The sequence below is a fragment of the Brachybacterium sp. Z12 genome (assembly GCF_014400405.1).
Classification (GTDB): domain Bacteria; phylum Actinomycetota; class Actinomycetes; order Actinomycetales; family Dermabacteraceae; genus Brachybacterium.
Genome location: NZ_CP060496.1, coordinates 855,566 through 874,412, shown reverse-complemented (window position 1 = coordinate 874,412; position 18,847 = coordinate 855,566). Strand labels below are relative to the sequence as shown.

Below are 18,847 nucleotides of genomic sequence, written 5' to 3'. Positions count from 1 at the left end.
CCGGCGCCTCAACATCGTGAATCCGGTCCGCAACCCCGTCCGGGCGTCGGCGACGTCATGCGCCTGAGGCGCGAGGAGGCGAACCGCAGTGGTGCAGTTCCTCTCCCGGCTCTTCCCCCAGCGCAGCGAGCGCCCGCTCTACGACCTCTTCGCGGAGCTCGCCGAACTGCTGGTGCAGGCCTCCGACACCCATTCGAAGGTGCTGGGCCACGGTTACCGGGAACGCACCCGCATCGCGCCCCGTCTGCATGAGCAGTCCACGGTCGCCGAGGAGCTGTGCCGTCGGATCGCCCAGCGGCTCGCTCAGTCCCTGATCACGCCGTACGAGGCGGAGCTGCTGTACGACTTCGCCCTGACCATCGCCGACACGGTGGACGCCATGGAGCACACCGCGGAGCTGCTGGTCGCCTCCCGCCTGGGGCAGCTGCCCACCTCGCTGCTGGATGCCGCCAAGGGGATCGAGCGCGCCGCCGAGCTCACGGTGGCCGCGAGCTGGAAGCTGGCCGGGATCCGGGAGCTGGGCGATTACTACGAACAGGTCCGCAAGCTCACGCGGCAGGGTGAGCGGATGGTCCGCAAGGCGCTCGGCGAGCTCTACACCCGCGGCGGCTCCACTCAGGAGCTGCTGCCCCTGCACGACGTCTCCGAGTCGATCCGGCACACGATCACCTTGCAGGAACGGGTCGCACGGATCGCTGATCTGCTGCGGGTCAAGGACGCCTGAGTGACGCTGTTCCTCCTGGTGACGGTGATCGTCCTCGCGCTCGCGATGGCGTATATGAATGGCTTCCACGACGCCTCCAATGCGGTCTCGACGACCATCACCACCCGCACCCTGCGGGAGTCGACGGCCCTCACAATGGCTGCGATCCTCAACGTGCTCGGCGCCCTGCTGGGGATGGCGATGATCGCCGTCACTCTGCCGTGGGCGATCCGTCTGCTGGGGATGTCTCCGCTGACGCAGGAGACCGCGGGGAGGCCCGACGTGCTCGGCCTGGCTCTGATCGCGATGATGCTGGCCACGATCGGCTGGGACCTGCTGACGTGGTACATCGGGATGCCCTCGTCCACCTGGCATGCCTTCTTCGGGGCGACGCTCGGCGTCTCGCTCGCGATCGGGGCGGCGGCGGACTGGGCGCAGCTCGGGATCCTGCTGGGGGTCTCCGTGATCGGCCCGGTGCTGTCCGCGGGGCTCGCCTTCGGGCTGATGCAGATCATCCTGGGGCTGGGACGGAACGAACGGCTGCTGCGGGGGCATCTGCGCTTCGCCCAGACCGTCTCCGCGGGGGCTGTCGCGACCGGGCACGGGATCAACGATTCGCGGCTGCCCCTGGCGGTCGTTGTCATCGCGGTCGCGACCACCGGCGCCTCCCAGGTCTCGACGACGGCGGTCATGTCCGCAGTTGCGCTCGCCATCGGTGCCGGGACGCTCGTGGGCGGGCATCGCATCATCCGCACCCTCGGGCGGAACCTGACCGATCTGTCGGTGGCGCAGGGGCTGGCTGCGGAGACCTCGTCGGCCGCCACCATGTCCCTCAGCCTCTTCGGCCTCGAGTCCCCGGTCTCAACCTCTCATTCCCTGGCCTCGAGCGTGGTGGGGGCAGGCGTCGCCCGGGGCCTGCGCACGGTGCGCTGGGGGTCGCCGGGCGCATCCTGCTGGTCTGGCTGGCCACTCCTCTGGCCACGGCGGTGCTGGGTGCGGCGCTGGTCGGGGTCTTCATGGAGGTGGCCGCGTCCTGAGGTCGCGGTGTCGTTCACCGATTCGGCGGCCTCGGAGGATCGACCACTATCCTGGGCCGGTCCGAGCCGAGAAGGAGCCCCGATGTCCGATGGTCAGTCCATGACGCCCGCCCCGCGCAAGCGTCCCAGCTACGGACTGCCGGGGCCTGCCTCGCCTGCTCCCGATGCCGGGGGCGGCCCGGTCCAGGGGTCACCGAGCTATGGCTCCCCGGCCCCTCATCGCCGTACGGAGCCACGCCGCCGTCGGGCTCCGCATCGCCCTCCGGGTTCCCTCCTGCCGATCCGTACGTCCCGCAGACGGGGCCGCTGCCCGCTCCGGGCGGATCCGGCCCCGCGCCCCGCAAGCGGCGCGGGCTGTGGCCCCTGATCGTCGGCCTGGTGCTGCTCGTCGTGGTCGCGCCGGTCGTCACGATCGGCGGGATCATCTGGTCGATCAGCTCGCTCGCCGTCGACGCGTCGACGGGGCCGGTCCCGATGGAGGGGGCGACGGCGCAGGTCGAGGTGCCCGCCAACGAGATGCTGATCGTGTACGTCCCGAAGGCGGACGAGGCCACGGCGGAATGCACCGCGGAGGGCGCGGATCCGGGCGCTGTGACCACGGTGCCCAGCTCGACCGACACCACCTTCGGCGACGGCTCCGAGTACGTCCAGGTCCTGGGCGTCGCTGCGGTCCAGGACACCACCGTGACGGTCACCTGCACCGGGACCGATGCGCCGGCCCATCTGGGCCCGTACAGCGTATTCAGCATGGCCGGGCCGCTGCTGATCGGTCTGGTCATCGGCGTGCTCGCCGGGCTGATCGGTCTGGTGCTCACCATCGTCGGCATCGTGAAGCTGGTGCGGTCGCGTCGTTCCTGAGCCCGGCGGGCGGCCGTCTCAGCCCGCAGTCGTCCTCGGTGCTGGGGTGGCCGCACTGACTTAGAGTGGCGTGATGACCCCGAACTCGAGGATGGAGTGGTGATCATGCACCCCCGTGCAGGCCAGCAGGCACTGGAGGAGGACCTCGTCGACGTCGACGCGCTCCTCGACGCGTACTACGACATCCACCCAGATGCCACGAACCCCGACCAGACCGTCTCCTTCGGCACCTCCGGGCACCGCGGCTCCTCGCTCGATGCGGCATTCAACGAGGACCACATCGCTGCGACCACGCAGGCGATCGTCGAGTACCGCGCCGCGCAGGGCATCCGCGGTCCGCTGTTCATCGGCCGTGACACCCATGCCCTCTCACGACCCGCCTTCGACACGGCCCTGGAGGTGCTGGTCGGCAATGACGTCGCCGTCCAGGTCGACTCGCTGGACGGATACACCCCCACTCCGGCGGTGTCCCACGCGATCCTGACCCACAACCGGGGCCGGGCCGCGAACGATCCGGGCCGGGCCGACGGCATCGTCGTCACTCCGAGCCACAACCCCCTCGCGACGGCGGCTTCAAGTACAACCCGCCGCACGGCGGCCCCGCGGACTCCGACGCGACCGGCTGGATCGCTGACCGCGCGAACCAGCTGCTGCGGGACGGGCTGCGGGAGGTGCACCGCCACGGCCGCCAGAAGGCGCTTCAGGATGCCGGCCGCTACGACTTCCTCCACACCTATGTGAAGGACCTGCCGAACGTGGTCGACATCGAAGCGATCCGTCGGGCCGGGGTGCGGATCGGTGCGGACCCGCTGGGTGGCGCCGCAGTGGACTATTGGGCCGAGATCGGTGAGATGCACGATCTCGATCTCACCGTGGTCAATCCCGAGGTGGATCCGCGCTGGTCGTTCATGACCCTGGATCGGGACGGGAAGATCCGCATGGACTGCTCGAGCCCGTGGGCGATGGCCTCGCTGCTCGAGAAGCGGGACGAGTACGACATCGCCACCGGCAATGACGCGGATGCGGATCGTCACGGCATCGTCACACCCGACGGCGGCCTGATGAACCCCAACCACTACCTGGCCACGGCGATCCGGTACCTCTTCGCGCACCGTCCTGACTGGCCCGCCACGGCAAAGGTCGGCAAGACGGTCGTCTCCTCGAGCCTGATCGATCGGGTGGTCGCTTCGCTGGGCCGCGAGCTGTTCGAGGTCCCTGTGGGTTTCAAGTGGTTCGTGTCGGGCCTGATCGATTCCTCGGTCGGCTTCGGCGGCGAGGAGAGCGCCGGTGCCTCCTTCCTGCGCCGCGACGGCTCCGTGTGGACCACGGACAAGGACGGGATCATCCTGTCGCTGCTGGCCTCGGAGATCCTCGCGGTCACCGGCCGCTCCCCCAGCACGCTGCACCACGAGCTGGTCGAGGAGTTCGGCTCGAGCGCCTACGCCCGCATGGACGCCCCCGCGGACCGCGAGCAGAAGGCGAAGCTCAAGGCGCTCAGCGCCGAACAGGTCAGCGCCACCGAGCTGGCGGGCGAGCCGATCACCTCGGCGATCACGGAGGCTCCATCCGGTGGTGCCATCGGCGGCCTGAAGGTGTCCACCGAGTCGGCGTGGTTCGCGGCCCGCCCGTCCGGGACCGAGAACATCTACAAGATCTATGCCGAGTCGTTCCGGGGCGAGGAGCATCTGTCGCAGGTGCAGGATGCCGCGAAGGCGCTCGTCGACGAGGTGCTCGCAGACTGACAGCTTTCGGAAGGAGCGCCGGGGCCCGACAGGGCCTCGGCGCCCTCCTGCGAGCTCGCGCCGGAAGGCCACCGCGACGCTTTCGGGACGTTTCCTTGAGGAGCGCCGGGTGCGCGCACGGCCCCTCACGCAGAGGCTGCTGGGGCGTGGAATCCCGCGTTGACCGGCATTCATGCAGGTCGACGGCAAAGAGATGGTCAAGAAATGGCCACCATTACGTACGTCACGGTGTCGTGGCGCCATGCACAGCGCCCTTGCGCGGGCCTTGGGAGGGGTGAACGATGGGGTCGAAAGTAAAGGGTCGGTAGGGTAATATGCTCCGTCGGACCCACCGGAGATGACACCGACCGCAGCTGCCGAGCTTGCGACCAGGAGAGGGGGCCAGCTTTATGCGTCTGCGCTCACGCCTGTGCGCCTGCTCCGCCGCTCTCGCCATGACACTTCCTGTCGCCGCGGCCCCCGCCTTCGCCGAGATCACGGACCCCGAGACCACGCAGTCCCCCTCCCTCGAGGCCGCGGACCCGCTCCCGGAGGATGACCCTGGGGGCGCGACCGAGGGCGAAACAGAGGAAGAGCACCAAGAAAAGCAGAAGCTCCCGCAGGAGCCCGACGAAGACGTCAAGGCGACCAGCCCCGAGGAGCCGGCGCCCGAGCAGGAGACTCCCGAGGAGCCGACGACCCCGAGCAGCCGTCCCTTGACGAGGAGCCCACCGAGGAGCAGACCCTCGGGGACAAGACTCCTGCGGGCAGCGAGACTCCCGAGGGCAGCGAGCCCTCCTCGCCCGCCGAACCCCCTGTCATCAACGAGGACTGCCCGGCCCCGGGAACCCTCTCCGTCGTACCCACACTGCTCAGCAAGACCATCGCCGAGGACTGCGCAGACGCCGGCGACGATGACGCCGAGGGCGGGGGCGGGGGCGGGCCCACCCTGGTACCGGGCGTGAGCGCTCCAGGCAGCGTGCCGGCTGAACCCTCGCCCAGCGAGAACACCGATCAGACCGACGAATCCGACCCGCCCGACGGGACCGACGACCCCACGGACCCTGGCGAGTCCACGGATCCCGGCGACGAGGAATCCACGCCTCCTCCCGAGGAGACCGAGTCCCCCTCGCCCAAGCCAACTCCCTCCCCGTCTCCGTCCCCATCCCCGTCCTTGCCAGAGACTCCGCCCGAGACCACCCCCGCCCCCGAGCCGAGCGAGACCCCCACGGCCCCTGAAGAGGACCCCTCCTCCGAAGCCGACCTCACCCCGGAGCAGAGCCCGGAGCAGGAGCAGAACGTCGAGCCCGAGGGTGCGGAGCCTGCCGCAGAGCCCGCTCCCGAACCAGCGCCCGCGGAGCCTGAGTCCGCTCCCGAACCCGAGCCGACTCCCGCCGAGACGTCGAGCGCTCCGGTGGAGAGCGAGAGCAGTGAGGAGACCGAGTTCAGCGGTGTCGGTGCCGAGGAGCCGAGCACACCCCCGCACCGTCACCGCAGCCCACCACAGCCGCGGGCGAGGGCGGCCCGGTGGTGAGGCTGTTCAATGCGATCACCGAAGACACCGGCTCATCCTTCGGGCAGATGCGTCAGGTCCTCGTCGCCGCGCTGGTCATCGGCTTCCTCACCACGGCCGGCTTCGTCGGCGCGACCTGGCACAGCCGACACAGCGTCGGCAAGCACGACACCGAGGACTGAGCTCAGCGCTGCTCGAGCAGCTCTCTGGCGAACGCGATGATGCCGGGCACGCTCTGCTGCATCTCGCGGATGGTCCGATCGAAAGCACCCTGTCCCTCGTACCAGGGATCATCGACGGCGATCTCCGTCGGGAGCGCCTCCGGATCCGCTCCGGGCTCGAAACGCCGCCACATCCTGATCTCGGGGACGGAGGATCCCTCCGGGGCCTGATCCACCATCCGGCGCAGCCTCTGGGCGTGATCGGCCGTCATCGGCAGCACCAGGTCCCAGGCCAGCAGCTCTGTGAGGTGGATGGTGCGGGCGGTGTGCTCGAAGGGACGCGCATAACCGGCACGCTCGAGCGCGAGCTCGGTGCGATCGTCCATCGGCATCCCCTCGGCCTCCCAGCTGGTGCCGGAGGACCCCACCTCCACCTGCCCGACCAGGCCTGCTTCCTGGATCGCCACGCGCAGCATCACCGCCGCAGCCGGTGAACGGCACACATTTCCGGTGCAGACGGTGAGAAGACGAATCGGGGACATGCCCCCATTGTGTCAAGCTCAGGGCGATGCGAGCGCAGAACCGCCGAGGAACGTACACTGTCGGCGGGAGTGCATGCGGTGCCCGGGGCAGCGCGAGAGCATGATCGCCAGGGCATGATGGCCCGTGACCACGCAACGACGGCTCAGGAGGACACCCATGGCCGACATTATCCGCGCCCACGACGACGACTGGTCGCTCGTGCGCGAGATCCGTCTTCGGTCCCTCAGCACCGATCCTGCCGCCTTCGGGCAGAGCTGGGACAAGGAATCCACCTACGAGGACTCCGTCTGGGAACAGCGCGTGCGCGAAGCCGCCTGGTTCCTGGCAGTCGAGGACGATCAGCCGGTCGCCGTCGTGGCGGCCCGGCGCGAGGAGGACTCCCCGCCAACGAGCGCGAGCTCCAGGCCATGTGGGTCACGCCCACCTCCCGTCACGGCGGCATCGCCGCGAAGCTCGCCGAGGCGGTCTTCGAATGGTCCCGCGAGGACGGCGCCGACACGATCACCCTGTACGTCGGTCCCGAGAACACCGGCGCCCGGTCCCTGTACGAGAGCCTCGGCTTCGTCGACACCGGCGACCGCTGGGAGATCGTCGAGGGCGACCCCGACAGCGCCTGGCTGAAGATGGCTCGCGGCCTCTGAGGGCCGGTGCGCATCCCTTCCCGGCTCACCTCGGCCCGCTCGGCCCTCCGTTCCCTCGCCACGCGCAGAGGGGGCGACCGACCGCACTGGTCGGCGCGGCTCGAGGACGTGAAGAACGCCGCCGTCGGCCGCGCCCTGCGGCAGCTCCGCTGGGACCTGCGGCTGCAGCCGTTCCACGGCTTCGGCTCCACCGGACGTGTGCGGGTGCTGGCGAAGGTCCTCCACGCCTCCCCGGCACCCCGGCTGACTTCCACGACCAGCCCGTCCACGATCTGCGCACGATGGCGGTGCGCGGCTGGCGGAACTTCGCCGGACAGGTGGCACCACACCGCACCGTGCACGTCCTGCTCGGCGACCAGCAGTTCACCGTGCGGGCCGACCGTGCCGGGATCGTCGATGCGACGCTCGAGGTATCGCTCGCGCCGGGCCATCACGAGGCAGTGCTGTGGACGGCACCGGGAAACGAGGTGAGCGCGGACATCACCGTGTTCGCCCCGGAGACCCGGGTCGGCATGGTCAGCGACATCGACGACACCGTGATGGTGACCTGGCTGCCCCGCCCGCTGCTCGCCTTCTGGAACGCCTTCGTCGTGCACCAGTCCTCCCGCCAGGTGGTGCCGGGGATGCCGATGCTCTACCAGCGCCTCGTCCGCGAGCACACCGCGCTGCCGGTGGTGTACCTGTCCACGGGTGCCTGGAACGTGTTCCCGGTGCTCAAGCGCTTCCTGTACCGCAACGGCTATCCGGACGGACCGCTGCTGCTGACCGACTGGGGGCCCACCAACACCGGGTTCTTCCGCTCCGGTCCCGAGCACAAGCACCGTGCCCTCGAGCAGCTCGCCGCCGAGTATCCCGGCATGCGCTGGATCCTCGTGGGGGACGACGGCCAGCACGATCCCTCGCTCTACGCGGACTTCGCCGCGCGCCACCCGGAGCGGGTCGAGGCGATCCTGATCCGTCAGCTCACCGAGCCCGAGCAGCTGCTCGCTCACGGCTCACGCCGCCCGCTGGAGGCCTCCGCACCCGCGAACGGGTCCCCGCTGACACTCGCCGCACCCGATGGGCACAGCCTGCTCAGCGAGCTCCGGCGCACCGGAAGGATCACCTCATGAGCTCCCACCGCACGGCCGTCGAGGCCCTCACCGGGCTCCTGCTGCGGGATGCTCACGAGAGCGACGTGGACACCCTCGTCGAGCTGGTCCAGGTCGCCTATCGCGGCGAGGGTGGATGGACCACCGAGGCGCATCTGGTGGACGGTCACCGCACCGACGCCGCCGAGGTCCGCACGATGCTCGCCGATCCGGCGGTGACGCTGCAGGTCGCTGAGCTCGATGGGGAGCTGCTGGGCTGCTGCTACACACGGCGTGAGCCCACCGACCCCTCCGGCATCGATCGTGCGGAGCTGGGCCTGTTCGCCGTGCACCCCTCCGCCCAGGGCCGCGGGCTGGGAGGCCGTCTCCTCGAGGCTCAGGCGGAGCGGCAGCGTGCCGCCGGAGCGGACGCTCTGAGCATCCAGGTCCTGCAGTCCCGGCCGGAGCTGCACGCCTGGTACGAGCGCCACGGCTTCACCCGCACCGGCCACAGCGTCCCCTTCGCCGGCAACGCCGACTGGCTGAAGGTCGCCGGCCTGGGGATGGATATCATGGAGCGCCCGCTGCAGTCCTCGTGACCAGCGGCTCCGGTGCTGGTCGTCCCTGCCAGGGGATCGCGTCCAGGACTAGGCTCGCGGCATGAGCAACGATGCCTACTCCCCTCCCCCGACCGCTACGACCGCACGCCGTACCGCCGCGTGGGCAGGTCGGGCGTGCAGCTGCCGCCCATCTCCCTGGGCTGCTGGCAGAACTTCGGCGAGAACCGCGATCCGCTGACCCTGCGCACCATCGTGCGCCGCGCCTTCGATCTGGGGGTGAACCACCTCGATCTGGCGAACAACTACGGGCCGCCTCCCGGCAGCGCGGAGACCCATGTGGGCCGGATCCTCGCCCAGGACTTCCGCCAGCACCGGGACGAGCTGGTGATCTCCACCAAGGCCGGCTACCGGATGTGGGACGGCCCGTTCGGTGACGGCGGTTCACGGAAGTATCTGCTGAACTCGCTGGACCGGTCCCTGGAGCGTCTGGGCCTGGACCACGTGGACATCTTCTACCACCACCGTGAGGATCCCCAGACCCCGCTCGAAGAGACGATGGGGGCGCTCGCCCATGCGGTGCGCAGCGGCAAGGCCCTGTACGCGGGCATCTCCAACTATTCTCCCGAGAAGACCCGGCAGGCAGCACGGATGCTCGCCGACCTCGGCACCCGCTGCTGATCCATCAGCCCTCGTACTCGATGTTCAACCGTCACATCGAGCACGGACTGCTGGACGTGGTGGAGGAGATCGGGGTGGGGATCGCAGCCTTCTCCCCGCTCCAGCAGGGCCTGCTCACCAACCGGTACCTCTCCGGGGTGCCGCAGAGCTCCCGGGCCGCAGGATCCTCCTCCTCGCTCGACGAGCGGCAGGTCCAGGACCCTGACTACCAGTCACGGGTGCGCGGCCTCTCGCAGATCGCCCACGACCGCGGCCAGAGCCTCGCCCAGCTGGCCCTGGCCTGGGCGCTGCGCCACCAGCAGGTCAGCACGCTGCTGGTGGGGGCGTCGTCGGTCTCGCAGCTGGAGCAGAACATCGCCACGCTCGAGAACCTCGAGATCACCGATGAGGAGCTCATCCGCATCGACGAGTTCGCGGTCGACGGCACAGCCCGCTGAGCCGTCCCTTGGACGACATCGAGTCGTAGGTCCGGTGCACCCTGGGTCCCCAGGAATGCACCGGACCTACGACTCGATGAGCTGGCGCAGCAGCGGATCAGCCGGTGTTCTTCAGCCCTGCCGCGACCCCGTTGATCGTGGTCAGCAGTGCACGCTGGAGCTCCGGCGAGAGCTCTTCACCGCGCTCGGTGGCGGCGCGGGCACGCTGCAGCATCGCGACCTGCATGTAGGAGATCGGATCCAGGTACCGGTCGCGCACGGCGAGGGTGCGCTTGAGGATCGGCTGGTTGTCCAGCAGGTCCAGCACGCCGGTGAGCCGCTCGATCTCCGCGACCGCGAGCTCGTACTCCTCCCGGATCAGATCGAACAGGTACCACAGGCGCTCAGGCACCAGGGAGTGCACGTAGTGCGCTGCGATCTGCATGTCCGTCTTCGCGAGCGTCATCTCGACGTTGCTGATCACGGTGCGGAAGAAGTGCCAGTTGCGGTACATCTCGTGCAGGTCCGGCTCGAGCCCCGCCTCGCGGGCGGCCTTCAGCCCGGAGCCGGCGCCGAACCAGCCGGGCACGATCTGCCGCGACTGCGTCCAGCCGAAGACCCACGGGATCGCCCGCAGACCGTCCAGGCCCTTGGAGGAGGTGGTGCGCTTCGAGGGACGCGAGCCGATGTTCAGGTCGCCCAGCTGCTCGACCGGGGTGGCGGAGACGAAGTACTCCGGCAGGTTCGGGTCATCGATCAGCTTCCGGTACCCCGCGAAGGAGGCGTCGGAGACGGACTGCATGACCTCGCCGAAGCGGTCGAGGGTCTCCGCCGGGGTGCGCGGCGCGGTGTGCAGGGCCGAGCCCTCGAGCACCGCGGCGAGCGACAGGTCGAGGTTCTCCTTGGCCAGCGAGGGCAGCATGTACTTGTCGGAGATGACCTCGCCCTGCTCGGTGAACTTGATCTCGCCCTCGAGCACGCCGTACGGCTGGGCCAGGATCGCGTCATAGGTGGGGCCGCCGCCGCGACCGACGGAGCCTCCGCGGCCGTGGAACAGGCGCAGGGTCACCCCGTGGCGGGCCGCGGCATCGCGCAGCGAGCGCTGGGCCTGGTGGATCTCCCACTGGGAGGTGATGACACCGGCGTCCTTGTTGCCGTCGGAGTAGCCGAGCATGACCTCCTGGCGGTCGCCGCGCAGTCGCACGAGCTCGCGGTAGGAGGGGTCCGACAGCAGCTCGTCGAGGATCTCGCCGGCGTGCCGCAGCTCGGAGACCTCTTCGAGCAGCGGCACGAAGCCGATGTCCGCGCGGTTCTTCTCACCGCCGGCGATGCTGACCAGTCCGGCCTCACGGGCCAGCAGCGCAGCTGCCAGCACGTCGTCGGCGCCGTGGGTCATGGAGATGATGTAGGTCTCGATGACGGAGGTGCCGTAGAGGCGGTGCGCGTCCCGGATCTCTCGGAACACGTTGTAGGTGGTGCGGGTGGGGTCGTCGAGGATCGATGGGTCCTCGGAGATCGCCGAGCCGACCAGCGGACGGCGACTGCCGAGCTCCCGGCCCAGCACGGTGGTGCGCTCGGCGCGGCTGAGCTCCGTGTAGGGACGGTCCAGCTCGCCCACACGGTCGAACAGGCGGGCCAGCACCTCGTGGTGCTTCTCGGAGTGCTCGCGCACATCGAGGGTGGCGAGGTTCAGCCCCGAGGCGGCCAGCACCTGCTGGGCGATGGCGAGGGCACCGTCGGCGGCGCGCACGCCCCCGTGGCGGCGCAGTGCGCCGCGCAGCACCTCGAAGTCAGCCTGCAGCTCGGCGCTGTCGCCGTAGTCCTGGCCGTGGACGTGCCCCTTCCCGCTGCGGATCCGCTCGCGGGTGGCCTGCAGCTTGGAGCGCATCGCACCGAGCTTGAGCCGGTACGGCTCCTCCCGGTACATCTCCTGCTGGACGCGGTCGACGTCCGACTCGTGGGAGAGGTCCGCGGCGAGGCTCTCCTGCAGCTGCTCGTCCGCGCCGGTCAGCTCGCTGGAGACGGAGAGCTCGAGGATGAGGTCGGCGACCACCTCGATCGCGAGGTCGATCGATGTCTCCGCCTGGAGCTTCAGCACATCGCGGGTGACCTCGGCGGTGACGAAGGGGTTGCCGTCGCGGTCGCCGCCGATCCAGGAGCCGAAGCGCAGCGGGACCTGGTCCGAGCGCAGGTCGGCGCCGTGCGCCCGCAGCTCCTCGCGCAGTCCGTCGAGCATCTCAGGCATCGTCTGGCGGAAGATCTGGCGCAGGTAGTAGAGGGCGTTGCGGGCCTCGTCCTGCGGGGTGGGGCGCTGCCGGCGCAGCTCATCGGTCTGCCACAGCGTCTCGATGAGCTCAGCCAGGTCACGATCCTGGCGTCGGCGCTCGGCAGTGCCCTCCTCGGTGTCGACCCCGAGGATGTCCGAGATGCGGCGCAGCTTCGTCAGCACGGCGCGGCGCGAGGCCTCGGTGGGATGGGCGGTGAAGATCAGCCGCACGTCGAGGGAGTCGACGGCCGCCTGCAGACCTTCCGCGCCGAGCTCCTCGTGGACGGCGCGCACGGTGCGCGGCATCCAGGACTCGGCCGAGGGGCGCTCCTGCAGGGCCCGCACACGGTAGACCTGCTCCGCGGCATTGGCCAGCAGGAAGTACTGGCTGAATGCTCGCGTGAGGGCGGTGGCCTGCTCGATGGTGAGCTCGGCGAGGCGAGACTGGACATCCTGGGCGCTGGCCTCGGAGTCGGCGGACTTCGCCTCCTTCGTCAGCTGGCGGACCTGCTCGACGAGGTCGAGCATCTCCTGGCCGTGCTGGTCGGCCAGCGTACGGCCGAGCAGCGTCGACAGGCGTCGAACCGTCGCCCGCAGCGGGGCGTCGATGTGGGGTCGTCACCGACGACGGGGAACTCGCTCGTCAACGTCGGGACGGCGATGGCGTCGGGGTCTGGCACGGGGCCTCCTGGGGTCGGCACGCCGCACGGCGGCCGCCGACAACACACAGGGCGACCGCGTCGGCGCGGAACGAACGGGCACAGACTACAGCGAAGGGCGGTCTGCGCCCCGGGGTCGACAGTACGCGGACTGCCGAGGCGGGGTCGGCGCGCCCTCATCGGGGGCGCCGCCGACCGTCCGCCCGGGGGTCAGAGCACGGCGCGCAGGAAGTCCCGCGTGCGCTGGTGCTCGGGCTCGCTGAAGATCTTCTGCGGCGTGCCCTCCTCGACGATGGAGCCCTGGTCGAACATCATCACGCGATCGGAGACCTCCTTCGCGAACTGCATCTCGTGGGTCACGATGAGCATGGAGATGTCTGTCTCGGCGGCGATGTCCTTGAGCACGCCGAGCACCTCGTCCACGAGCTCCGGGTCGAGGGCAGAGGTGACCTCGTCCAGCAGCAGGATCTCGGGATCCATGGCGAGGGCGCGGGCGATCGCCACGCGCTGCTGCTGGCCGCCTGAGAGCTGCGAGGGGTTGAAGTCGCGCTTGGCGCCCATCCCGACCTTCTCGAGCAGGGCGTCGGCTTTGGCGATGGCATCCGCCTTCGACAGCCCCATCACGTGGAGGGGGCCTCGATGATGTTCTCCAGCACGGTCATGTTCGGGAACAGGTTGAAGTGCTGGAACACCATCCCGATCTGGGTGGTGGTGCGACGGCGCTGCTTGTCCGGCACGCGCTGGCGCCTGCCGCCCTTCTCCTCGTACTGCAGAGGCTGGCCCGCGACGTGGATGTACCCGCCGGTGAGCTCCTCGAGCGTCATCACCAGGCGCAGGATCGTCGTCTTGCCGGAGCCCGAGGGCCCGATCAGCGTGACGCGCTCTCCGTGGCCGACCGTGAAGTTCAGGTTCTTCAGCACGGTGTTGTCGCCGAAGGACTTCACCACGTCGCGGAACTCGATGTGCGGGGCGGAGGTGGACCCGGTCCCGCCGGGTGCGATGTTCTCAGGCAAGTTTCTTCTCCAGTCGTCGGATCAGGACGGATGTCGGATAGCTCGAGACCAGGAAGATCAGACCGGCCAGCGTGATCGACTCGGTGTACCGGAAGGTGTCCCCGCCGTAGGTCTGCGCGATGCGGACCATCTCCGGGATGTAGATGACCACGAAGAACGGGGTCTCCTTGAACATCGAGATCGCGTAGTTGCCGAGGGCCGGGAGCGTGCTGCGGATCGCCTGCGGGACGATGACAGCGCGCCAGGTGCGCATCTGCGGCAGCGAGAGCGCGGTGGCCGCCTCCCACTGTCCCTTCGGCACCGAGTCGATGCCGGCGCGGTATACCTCGGCCATGTAGGTCGTGTAGTGGATGCCGAGCACCCAGATGCCGATCGCGAACGTCGAGTCGATGTACGGCGACAGCACCATGTTCGCGAACACCAGCTGCACCACGAGCGGGGTCATCCGGATGAACTCCACGACCCAGGTCACCGGCGTGCGGATGATGGCCGGGGAGATTCGCCGGACCATCGCCACGACGAGGCCCAGCACCACGGCGATGAGCGTGCCGAGCACGGTCGCGACCAGCGTGTACTTGAAGAAGGCCACCAGCAGGTCCGGGAGGACGGCGGCGGCATGGTCCCAGGACCACCAGGACTCGTTCATGACAGGCCCCCTTCGCCACAGCAGCGCTGCCCGGGGCACGCAGCAGCGATCCCAGGGACTTCGAGAGGGCCGGACCGCGACCGATCTTGTGCTTGGCCCGCACTTCGAGGGCGTTCATGATGATCACGATCACCCAGGCGATGAGGTAGTACGCCAGCAGGGCGAACAGGAACGCGAACCATGTCCCCGTCTGCTTGCGGACCTGCTCGACCTGGAAGAAGAGGTCATACAGCGTGACCGTGTAGACGATCGCGCTGCCCTTGAGGAGTTGGATCCACAGGTTCGACAGCGACGGGATCATCAGGGCCCATGCCTGCGGGATGATCACTCGGAACAGGCCGCGCACGGGGCTCAGGCTGAGCGCGCTGATCGCCTCGTACTGCCCCTTGGCTACCGAGCCGATCGATCCGCGCACCACCTCGGCACCGTAGGCCCCGTAGTTCAGACCCAGCGCCAGGACTCCGACCATCAGCGGCTCGAGACGCCAGCCGAGGGGGTACGGGAGCTGGGGCAGCACGAAGCAGAGCCAGAACAGCTGGACCACGAGCGAGGTGCCGCGGAAGAACTCCACGAAGATGCGCGCGACGATCCTCACCACGGCGAACCTCGCGGTCTGGAGGATGCCGAACGCGAAGGAGATCACCAGCGCCAGCAGCCCGCCGAGCACGGTGGCGAGCGCCGTCGTCTGGATGCCGTCGAGGATCTGCGGCGTCCGTGCCAGGAGGATCTGCAGGTTCGGTCCGAGCTGTTCGAAGAACCCGATCACACCATCCATCGGGGGATCACCTCCTGGGTGCGCATCGCTCCGGCGCGTCCCTGAGCGGGACGCGCCGGAGCGAGACGGTTCTGAGGATCAGGACTCACTGCAGGGACGACAGATCGCCCGCGCACAGGATCTCGGACGTCATCTCCTCCGGGGAGCTCCTCCTCGGTGAAGCCGAAGTCGCCCACGATCGAGAGGTAGCGCTCGGGATCGGCGATGATCTCGGCCAGCTTCTCGTTGTAGGCATCCAGCAGGGAGGTGTCCTCCTGGCGGAAGACGGTGCCACCGGCGCCGACCTGCTTCACGCCGTCGATCTCGGCCACGAAGCTCTCGGTGACCTCGAAGTCGGTGGCGGAGTTCTCCGCCAGCCAGTTCAGCGAGATCGCGGTGAGCGCGAAGGCGTCGGCGTTGCCGCTGCTGAGCGCGTCCACACCGTCCTGCGGGCCGCCGACCTCGATGCTGTCGAGTCCGAGGTCCTTCGCGTAGGTGCTCTCGATCGCGCCGCTCATGGTGGCGACGGTGAGGCCGGAGTCGACGAAGGACTGCATGTTCTCCAGGCCCTCGGGGTTGCCCTTGGGCACCATGAGAGCCGTCGTGTACTGGAACTCGGGCTCGCTGAACGCGGCCTCGGCGCAGCGCTCGGGGAGGATCGACATGCCGGCGCTGACGGCGTCGAACTGCTGGGAGTTCAGGCCCGGGATGAGCGAGTTCCAGTCGGTGAGCTTGCCCTCGACGTTGTCGATGCCCAGCTCGCCGAAGATCTCGCGGTGCATGGCCAAGGTCGCGCCGGTGAGCTCGCCGTCATCGTCGAAGCTGTAGGGGCCCTCGCCGGCGAAGCCGACGGTGATGGTCCCGGCCTCCTGCAGCCGGCTGAGCAGGTCTCCCCCGCCGCCGTCTTCGCCGCCCTCGCCACCTCCGCCTCCGCTGCTGGTCTGGCTGCAGGCGGCGAGCCCGCCCAGTGCTGCGGCTGAGAGGACCAGACCGCTCTTTCGGATGAAGCTTCGGCGGTTCTGCATGGAGATGCTCCCTTAGCTGTGTGTCTCGCGCTCTGCGGTGATGGGCGACACTACCTGTTGTCGGACAATCCGCAGATCGGCTTTTCGGATCGTGGTCCACGCTAGCGTCTCTCACCAGCATGGTCCCGACCCCTGGGCGGTTTCGTGACGGTGTCGTGACCCGGGCCGTCGGGCTCCGGGCCGCAGGATGTGACAGCGATGACTCCGTATCCGGGCCGCGTGCGGCCCGCCGGGGACGGATGATTAGATGACGCCCCGCGCGCACATCGCGCACGAGCACAGGAGGATGGATGCCCCCTCGCCAGGAGACGGTCCGGCTGCCGCTGATGCAGCCCATCCGTCGACCCTCGATCATCGATCAGGCAGAGCTCGAGCTGCGCAATGCGATCTATTTCGGTGATCTGCGGCCCGGCGACACCATCCCCGAGGTCCAGGTGTCCAAGCAGATGGGCATCTCCCGGTCCTCTCTCCGCGAGGCCTGCCAGCGGCTGGTCCGCGACGGGCTCCTCACCCAGATCCCGGGGCGCGGACTGTTCGTGACCAGGATGGATGCGGTGACGATGTCCGATTTCATCGACTATCGGCTGGGCATCGAGATGCAGGCCGCCTCGATCGTCGCCGATCGGGTCTCCAGGATGCGCGCCGACGGGGACGAGCAGGCGGCCCTGGAGCTGCTCGCACCCCTGCGGGGCTCCTCGAACGAACCCGTCGCGCCCTCGAAGCCGAAGAGGTGATCGAGGCCGGCAATGCGGATCTCGAGCTGCATCAGCAGATCGCGGAGATCGCTCAGAACCGCTTCCTGATCTCCTCGATGAGCACGATCGTGATCCTCACCCGGATGGGCAGCTTCTCCGACCCTCGCGGCTTCGGCGTGCGCGCCGACCTCACCCAGGCGCATGAGGCGCTGATCGACGCCTTGGCCGCCGGAGACGCCTCGCGGGCCCGCGCGGTGCTCCGCGAGACCCTGCAGGAGCTCGCACAGCGGCTGCGCAGCGGGGAGAGCAAGCAGGACGTGGTGCGCGATCCCGATCTCCTGGAATCCGACGGGCCGGAGTGGACCACCCTCGAGGATCCCGCCCCCTCTGAGCAGCTCTGAACAGCTCTGAGCGGCGCCGAGGCAGCGCTCGACAACGAAGAAGGCCCCTCCCCGCGATATCACCGCAGGTGAGGGGCCTTCTGCTTCTCGGCGGAGACGAGAGGATTTGAACCTCCGAGGCGGTTTATCACCGCCTACTCCCTTAGCAGGGGAGCGCATTCGGCCGCTCTGCCACGTCTCCTGGCGCTGGCTCTCGCGCAGCACGCCGACTCAGCATACGGGAGCACGCGGAGTGCACCAAAGCGAGAGCACGCAGATCACGTCACACTTCCGCCGCAGGGCCTCAGAGGCCGAGCTTCTCCTGCAGCAGCGCGATGTGCTTGGGAGTGCCGACTCGATACTTCACGAAGGTCAGGATGCCCTCGGCGTCGATCGCGAAGGTCGAGCGGATGGTGCCCTGGACCTTCTTCCCGTACATGTTCTTCTCGCCCCAGGCGCCGTAGGCCTCCATCACCTGGTGCGACTCGTCCCCGGCCAGGGTGTAGGGCAGGCTCTGCTTCTCGACGAAGCGATCGAGGTCTGCGACCGCGTCCGGGGAGATCCCTACGACCCGGTAGCCCGCGTCGAGGAACATCTGGTGGTTGTCCCGCAGATCGCAGGCCTGCTTGGTGCACAGCGAGGTGTTCGCGGCGGGGTAGAACCAGAGCAGGGCGGGCGCGCCGCGCAGCTCGGACAGGCTCACCCGGCCGCCACCGGCGGTGGGCAGGTCGAAATCGGGGGCGGCATCGCCGACGGCGAGCTTCACGGGGGCGGACGACATGGCTCTCCTGGACTCTGAGGGACGCGACCGCCCAGCCTAGCCGTGCCGCCTCAGCGCTCCGGGCCGTGGGCCCAGGCATGGGCGACGAGTTCGCGCAGCACATCGGTGTCGATGCCCTCAAGCGCACGCACCCAGACACAGGCGGCGCCTCGCCGGTGCTTCCCCAGCCGCTCCAGCAGCTCCTCGGAGCGCGGCAGGCCCTGCAGCCCGTAGAGGGCGAGCTCGGCCTTGCGAGGGCTGAAACCGAGCTGGAAGGTGTCGCCCTCCCGTCCGCTGGCGTAGCGGTAGTGGATCTGGCCGTAGCCGATCATGCTGGGCCCCCACATCGTCGCCCGCTCCCCCGTGATCTCGTCGAACATCGCCAGCAGCTCCGCTCCCTCGCGGCTCCGACGGGAATCGAGGCCCGCCACGTGCTGCACCGGATCCACGGCGGTGGCGTGGGTGACGATGTCCTTCGCGATCTTCCCGGTCGCACCCCGCGTGAGGACGCTCTGCCGCTCCTCGGGCGGTGGCGGGTTCCGCAACGAGGCGCCGTGCTGCTCGAGCACGGCCTGGAGCCGCCGCCCCGCAGCGGGACCCACGCCGTGCAGCTGCACGAGCTGGGCCCAGTCGCGATCGGCGAGCTCGCCGACGGTGCGCAGGCCATGCTCGGCCAGCGCGCGGGCGGCAGGTCGGCCGATGCCTGGGACGTCCCCGATCGAGGTGCTGAGCGTTTCCATGATCGGAG

The 18,847-nt window shown here is 69.2% G+C and carries 16 protein-coding genes, 1 tRNA gene and 4 pseudogenes; 12 read left to right on the top strand and 9 right to left on the bottom strand.

Annotated elements, in window-relative coordinates; genetic code table 11:
- Positions 1-88: 88 nt before the first annotated feature.
- The 6 genes and pseudogenes from H3H54_RS04700 to H3H54_RS04675 all read left to right on the top strand — a co-directional run bounded on the left by H3H54_RS04700 (position 89) and on the right by H3H54_RS04675 (position 6,014).
- Positions 89-724 carry a DUF47 family protein gene (locus H3H54_RS04700; protein WP_262425716.1) on the top strand — a complete coding sequence of 212 codons (636 nt, stop codon included), beginning with the start codon at positions 89-91 and terminating at the stop codon, positions 722-724.
- Entirely contained in the window at positions 725-2,107 is a 1,383-nt protein-coding gene (locus tag H3H54_RS04695; RefSeq protein WP_262425715.1) for an inorganic phosphate transporter, read from the top strand.
- An 11-nt stretch (positions 2,108-2,118) separates the two neighbouring features.
- Complete coding sequence (locus tag H3H54_RS04690) at positions 2,119-2,598, top strand: hypothetical protein (protein ID WP_262425714.1); 480 nt, start codon at positions 2,119-2,121, stop codon at positions 2,596-2,598.
- Between the two features lie 105 nt (positions 2,599-2,703).
- Positions 2,704-4,340: pseudogene (pgm, locus tag H3H54_RS04685) on the top strand (phosphoglucomutase (alpha-D-glucose-1,6-bisphosphate-dependent)).
- Between the two features lie 940 nt (positions 4,341-5,280).
- Positions 5,281-5,853 (top strand): hypothetical protein, encoded by a 573-nt coding sequence (locus H3H54_RS04680; protein WP_262425713.1) that lies wholly within the window; start codon positions 5,281-5,283, stop codon positions 5,851-5,853.
- Positions 5,850-6,014, top strand: coding sequence for a hypothetical protein (locus H3H54_RS04675; protein ID WP_262425712.1), 165 nt, complete (start codon positions 5,850-5,852; stop codon positions 6,012-6,014). The genes H3H54_RS04680 and H3H54_RS04675 overlap by 4 nt, the downstream gene beginning before the upstream one ends.
- Positions 6,015-6,016: 2 nt before the next feature.
- On the opposite strand, the gene H3H54_RS04670 is transcribed toward H3H54_RS04675, so the two are convergent.
- Entirely contained in the window at positions 6,017-6,535 is a 519-nt protein-coding gene (locus H3H54_RS04670; RefSeq protein ID WP_262425711.1) for a protein tyrosine phosphatase, read from the bottom strand.
- 408 nt (positions 6,536-6,943) lie between these two features.
- Between H3H54_RS04670 and H3H54_RS04665 the strand changes: the two genes are divergently transcribed.
- From H3H54_RS04665 to H3H54_RS04650, 4 genes and pseudogenes are all read left to right on the top strand, one after another.
- Complete coding sequence (locus H3H54_RS04665; protein ID WP_262425710.1) at positions 6,944-7,177, top strand: N-acetyltransferase; 234 nt, start codon at positions 6,944-6,946, stop codon at positions 7,175-7,177.
- A gap of 281 nt (positions 7,178-7,458) precedes the next feature.
- The gene (locus H3H54_RS04660) at positions 7,459-8,289 is read left to right on the top strand and encodes an App1 family protein (protein ID WP_262425709.1); all 831 of its coding nucleotides are present in this window, start codon (positions 7,459-7,461) and stop codon (positions 8,287-8,289) included.
- A complete protein-coding gene (locus tag H3H54_RS04655; protein ID WP_262425708.1) occupies positions 8,286-8,846 on the top strand; it encodes a GNAT family N-acetyltransferase in 561 nt (186 codons plus the stop codon). Before H3H54_RS04660 ends, H3H54_RS04655 begins: the two co-directional genes overlap by 4 nt.
- 120 nt (positions 8,847-8,966) lie before the next feature.
- A pseudogene (locus tag H3H54_RS04650) lies at positions 8,967-9,922 on the top strand (aldo/keto reductase).
- 97 nt (positions 9,923-10,019) lie between these two features.
- Here the strand turns inward: H3H54_RS04650 and ppc are convergent.
- The 5 genes and pseudogenes from ppc to H3H54_RS04620 all read right to left on the bottom strand — a co-directional run bounded on the left by ppc (position 10,020) and on the right by H3H54_RS04620 (position 16,264).
- A complete protein-coding gene (gene ppc / locus H3H54_RS04645; protein ID WP_262426403.1) occupies positions 10,020-12,776 on the bottom strand; it encodes a phosphoenolpyruvate carboxylase in 2,757 nt (918 codons plus the stop codon).
- A 260-nt stretch (positions 12,777-13,036) separates the two neighbouring features.
- Positions 13,037-13,773: pseudogene (locus H3H54_RS18685) on the bottom strand (amino acid ABC transporter ATP-binding protein).
- Between the two features lie 58 nt (positions 13,774-13,831).
- On the bottom strand, positions 13,832-14,485 hold the full coding sequence (ehuD, locus tag H3H54_RS04630) for an ectoine/hydroxyectoine ABC transporter permease subunit EhuD (protein WP_262425705.1): 654 nt from the start codon (positions 14,483-14,485) through the stop codon (positions 13,832-13,834).
- A gap of 154 nt (positions 14,486-14,639) precedes the next feature.
- A pseudogene (locus H3H54_RS04625) lies at positions 14,640-15,260 on the bottom strand (amino acid ABC transporter permease); the annotation flags it as partial.
- The gene (locus H3H54_RS04620; RefSeq protein WP_262425704.1) at positions 15,248-16,264 is read right to left on the bottom strand and encodes a transporter substrate-binding domain-containing protein; all 1,017 of its coding nucleotides are present in this window, start codon (positions 16,262-16,264) and stop codon (positions 15,248-15,250) included. The gene H3H54_RS04620 and the pseudogene H3H54_RS04625, both read right to left, overlap by 13 nt.
- A 290-nt stretch (positions 16,265-16,554) precedes the next feature.
- Between H3H54_RS04620 and H3H54_RS04615 the strand changes: the two genes are divergently transcribed.
- Positions 16,555-16,998, top strand: a complete 444-nt coding sequence (locus tag H3H54_RS04615) for a GntR family transcriptional regulator (RefSeq protein WP_262425703.1) — start codon at positions 16,555-16,557, stop codon at positions 16,996-16,998.
- Positions 16,995-17,360, top strand: coding sequence for an FCD domain-containing protein (locus H3H54_RS04610; RefSeq protein WP_262425702.1), 366 nt, complete (start codon positions 16,995-16,997; stop codon positions 17,358-17,360). Before H3H54_RS04615 ends, H3H54_RS04610 begins: the two co-directional genes overlap by 4 nt.
- Before the next feature lie 91 nt (positions 17,361-17,451).
- Here H3H54_RS04610 and H3H54_RS04605 read toward each other — a convergent pair.
- The 3 genes from H3H54_RS04605 to H3H54_RS04595 all read right to left on the bottom strand — a co-directional run bounded on the left by H3H54_RS04605 (position 17,452) and on the right by H3H54_RS04595 (position 18,839).
- Positions 17,452-17,541 (bottom strand) — tRNA-Ser (locus H3H54_RS04605).
- A 102-nt stretch (positions 17,542-17,643) separates the two neighbouring features.
- A complete protein-coding gene (locus H3H54_RS04600) occupies positions 17,644-18,120 on the bottom strand; it encodes a peroxiredoxin (RefSeq protein WP_262425701.1) in 477 nt (158 codons plus the stop codon).
- A gap of 50 nt (positions 18,121-18,170) precedes the next feature.
- Positions 18,171-18,839, bottom strand: a complete 669-nt coding sequence (locus H3H54_RS04595; RefSeq protein ID WP_262425700.1) for a helix-hairpin-helix domain-containing protein — start codon at positions 18,837-18,839, stop codon at positions 18,171-18,173.
- Positions 18,840-18,847 lie beyond the last annotated feature (8 nt).

Bases quoted from the DNA above. Each gene is read 5' to 3' on its own strand.
- H3H54_RS04600 (WP_262425701.1), bottom strand. From the start codon at position 18,120: ATGTCGTCCGCCCCCGTGAAGCTCGCCGTCGGCGATGCCGCCCCCGAT.
- ehuD (WP_262425705.1), bottom strand. From the start codon at position 14,485: ATGAACGAGTCCTGGTGGTCCTGGGACCATGCCGCCGCCGTCCTCCCG.
- H3H54_RS04665 (WP_262425710.1), top strand. From the start codon at position 6,944: ATGTGGGTCACGCCCACCTCCCGTCACGGCGGCATCGCCGCGAAGCTC.
- H3H54_RS04615 (WP_262425703.1), top strand. From the start codon at position 16,555: ATGCCCCCTCGCCAGGAGACGGTCCGGCTGCCGCTGATGCAGCCCATC.
- H3H54_RS04595 (WP_262425700.1), bottom strand. From the start codon at position 18,839: ATGGAAACGCTCAGCACCTCGATCGGGGACGTCCCAGGCATCGGCCGA.
- H3H54_RS04620 (WP_262425704.1), bottom strand. From the start codon at position 16,264: ATGCAGAACCGCCGAAGCTTCATCCGAAAGAGCGGTCTGGTCCTCTCA.
- H3H54_RS04655 (WP_262425708.1), top strand. From the start codon at position 8,286: ATGAGCTCCCACCGCACGGCCGTCGAGGCCCTCACCGGGCTCCTGCTG.
- H3H54_RS04660 (WP_262425709.1), top strand. From the start codon at position 7,459: ATGGCGGTGCGCGGCTGGCGGAACTTCGCCGGACAGGTGGCACCACAC.
- H3H54_RS04670 (WP_262425711.1), bottom strand. From the start codon at position 6,535: ATGTCCCCGATTCGTCTTCTCACCGTCTGCACCGGAAATGTGTGCCGT.